General features: G+C 68.0%; 6 protein-coding genes. All 6 read left to right on the top strand.

The window, feature by feature from the left end:
* The coding region (locus G6022_RS09225) for a hypothetical protein (RefSeq protein ID WP_206682369.1) at window positions 1–629 on the top strand (629 nt) is incomplete at its 5' end.
* A gap of 137 nt (window positions 630–766) precedes the next feature.
* Window positions 767–1,057: a hypothetical protein gene (locus tag G6022_RS09220; RefSeq protein ID WP_182639520.1), complete on the top strand. Its 291-nt coding sequence runs from the start codon at window positions 767–769 to the stop codon at window positions 1,055–1,057.
* 2 nt (window positions 1,058–1,059) lie between these two features.
* Window positions 1,060–1,338 (top strand): hypothetical protein, encoded by a 279-nt coding sequence (locus G6022_RS09215; RefSeq protein WP_182639521.1) that lies wholly within the window; start codon window positions 1,060–1,062, stop codon window positions 1,336–1,338.
* Between the two features lie 50 nt (window positions 1,339–1,388).
* A complete protein-coding gene (locus G6022_RS09210; protein ID WP_182639522.1) occupies window positions 1,389–1,736 on the top strand; it encodes a hypothetical protein in 348 nt (115 codons plus the stop codon).
* A 110-nt stretch (window positions 1,737–1,846) separates the two neighbouring features.
* A complete protein-coding gene (locus G6022_RS09205; RefSeq protein ID WP_182639523.1) occupies window positions 1,847–2,686 on the top strand; it encodes a ParA family protein in 840 nt (279 codons plus the stop codon).
* Window positions 2,683–2,988 carry a hypothetical protein gene (locus G6022_RS09200; RefSeq protein WP_182639524.1) on the top strand — a complete coding sequence of 102 codons (306 nt, stop codon included), beginning with the start codon at window positions 2,683–2,685 and terminating at the stop codon, window positions 2,986–2,988. The genes G6022_RS09205 and G6022_RS09200 overlap by 4 nt, the downstream gene beginning before the upstream one ends.
* Window positions 2,989–3,128 lie beyond the last annotated feature (140 nt).

The raw sequence follows: 3,128 nt of genomic DNA, 5'->3' as shown, positions 1-3,128 counted from the left end.
TGCCGAGAGGGACAAGCCCCCGGCAGGACCGCAAGGAGCGCAGCATGAACATCCTGGTCACTGCCCTGGTCGACCTGGACCCCACGAGGGCCGACTACGCCAACGTCCGCCACGCCCTCACCGCCGCCACCGAGCGCGGCCTCACCCTCGCCGAGGCCCAGATGGTCCTCGCCACCGCCACCGAGAAGGTCGTCGGCGACCTCATGGCCACCGCGCTGACCCAGCCGGACGCCGACCAGGGCACTGCCGCCGACCTCGACGACCCGACCAAGCCCACCGCCCAGGAGGTCCTAGCCCTCGACGCGATCCTGACCCGTGCCCTCGCCGTCTACAACGGCCGTCGCCCCCCGTACACCGTCGGAGCGGACATCGGCACCGATTCCGGGATCAAGTCGATCAACCGCGCCGCCGTCGCCCGCCGCACTCTCTGCAAGGGCGAGACTGAGGCCACGCTCAAGCGCATGCACATCACCAAGACCGAACTGCCCAGCAGGAACAAGACCCCCCGCTACCAGTTCACCGTCGCCGCAGTCCTCACCGTAGGCACCCGAGTCCGCGCCCTGTCGGCCTCCATCGTCCAGACCCCCAAGGGGCTCAAGATCGCAGCCTTCAACCCGCTGCACCGCTGATCCCGTGGAGGCCGGTGGCCGGACGATCTTCGTCCGGCCACCGCGGCATTTCACAGGCATCCGCTCATCCACAGATCGGCCGCTGCGACTGGCAAGAGCGGCCAGTCGCAGCGGCCCACCGTGCCACCATTGCCGGCATGAACACCGCCCCGATCACCGGCACTCGCTACGACGACGTCGTCCACGACGCCCTCGCCGTCGCCCAGGCCGGCGACTACCGCGCCCGGCACGTCACCGTCGGCTCCCGAGCGGGAATCGTCACCCCCCACCGAGGTGAGAACGGCCAGCTCGACCGCAACGACCTCGCCGCCCAGATCTACGCCCTCGCTCACGACCTGGCCTCCGACAACGGCCAGTACGCCGGCGGCGCGTTCGTCAGCGGCAGCGAGGGCTACTGCATCCACGCACCCGACCCCGACCAGGAGTAGTCATGCACATCATCGAGATCGACACTTGCACGCCCGACGGCCAACGCCTGCACTCAATCACCGACACCACGCTCGGCGACCACCACCACGCCCAGCACCGGGCCTACGAGCTCGCCGCGAATGTCACCATCGACCTGCACGCCCAGGACCCGTGCACCGCGCACGCCCATCTCATCGCCATCAACGGCCAGTGCTGGACCGTCATCGCCACCCGCAGCGGCGGCGCCGGCCGCGCCGACCTGCTCGCTACGCTCGCCGAGCTCACGCACCGCCACACCTAGACTCGCACCCAGCCGCGGACCTCCCCGGCACAGCCACAAGGAGCACCACGATGATGATCGCCGGACGCATCGACCACGTCTTCTCCACCGAGATCAACACCAGGCGCGGCACTGTCACCCTCACCTCAGTCTGGATCGCCGACGACCACGACTACCTCTCCCCCAGCAACCAGCCCTCCACCCTGTACGAGGTCCAGTTCATCGACGACAAGGTCCACAACTGGAGCGGCGCGATCCGCGAAACCTTCAACGACGGAGACCGCGTAATCGCGATCGTCAAGGACGGACTCGAAGCCGTTCCCTCCAGCGACGAAGCCGGCACCCTCCGAGCCTTCATCAAGGCCCGCGGCCTGGACCTCGCAGCGCCGACCCTCGACCGCGCCCGCGGCAACAACTAACCACACCACTGCATCGCATGTAGTACCCGCACCGCTTGTGCGACGTGCAACACCTGCGCTACAATCGAACCTGTTGAGAGACCCCTCCGGCAAAACCTCAAGGAGATCCCATGACCGCCATCGTCGCCCTCGCCAACCTCAAAGGTGGCGTCGGCAAGACCACGCTGACCCTGCACCTGGCGCACGAAGCCGCCAGCCGCGGCCTCAAGGTCCTCGTCATCGACATCGACGGCCAGTGCAACGCCACCGAATGGCTCACCGGCCGCAACGACACCACGCGCCCGGACCTCAGCATCGCCGACGTCCTCGACACCGCGATCCCCACGGCCAACCGCGCCACCCTCGCCGACGTGCGTATCCCCACCAAGCGAGACGGCATCGACCTCATCCCCGCCGCCCCCGTCGGCGAAATGGCCGCGATCAACTCCGCCCTCGAGGGGGCCAAACTGCGCGAGATGGTCCTGACCAAGGCCCTGCGGCCGATCGCCGACGAGTACGACGTCATCCTCATCGACTGCCCGCCGGCCATCAACGTGCTCACCCTCAACGCCCACGTCGCCGCTACCACCGGCGTGGTCCTGGTCGCCTCCCCCTCCGAAGGCGCCTACCGCGGCATCCGGGAGATGGTCAAGGAGATCGACCTCGCCAACGACGAAGACGACGGCCTCGGAGCGATCCTGGCCTCTCCCATCGAGTTCACCGGCATCGTCATCAACGACGTCGACCGCCGCATCAAGCAGCACAACGAATACGTCGAGCGCATCACGCGACTGGCCGAGCAGATCGACGCCCCAGTCCTCGGAGAGCCGATCCCCCACCTGGCCTTCATCCCCGCCGCCGCCGTCGCCGGCATGGGTCTCGACCAACTCCCGGACGCTCGGGCCGCCTACATCCGCGAACAGGTCGCCGCCGTCGTCGACACCATCACCGGACAAGGAGCGAACCAGTGACCGCCATCCCCACCCCCGAAGAGCCGGCACCCATCCAGCGTCGCTCACGGAACCTGCACTCGCGCCGAGCCGAGGCGCCGGCCGCCAAGAAGTACAACCGCGAGGGCACCGTGTCGGTCAAACTCGGCACCGAGCTCAAAGACCGGGTCGACAACGCGCTCGCGTTCGGTGGCCCGCACGTCGGGATCACCACCCTCGCCGACTTCATCCGCGAAGCCGTCAGCCAGTACGTCACCACCCTCGAGGCCGAGGTCAACGACGGCAAACCGTTCCCGGACGTCCCGCGGCGCGACAAAGACTAAACCCCGCACCACCGAGCGGCCTGTCACCACACGGAGGCAGGCCGCTCCCCCATTTCCGCAGCACCAACCCCACGACAAGCACCAAAAATATTCGGATCCACCGTGGGTGCGGCATCGCTCCCGGTAACTCCCGTACGGAG

This window comes from Dietzia sp. Cai40, from assembly GCF_014145165.1.
GTDB lineage: Bacteria > Actinomycetota > Actinomycetes > Mycobacteriales > Mycobacteriaceae > Dietzia > Dietzia natronolimnaea.
The sequence above is the reverse complement of the archived record's forward strand: the minus strand, read 5'-3'. Positions and strand labels throughout refer to the sequence as shown.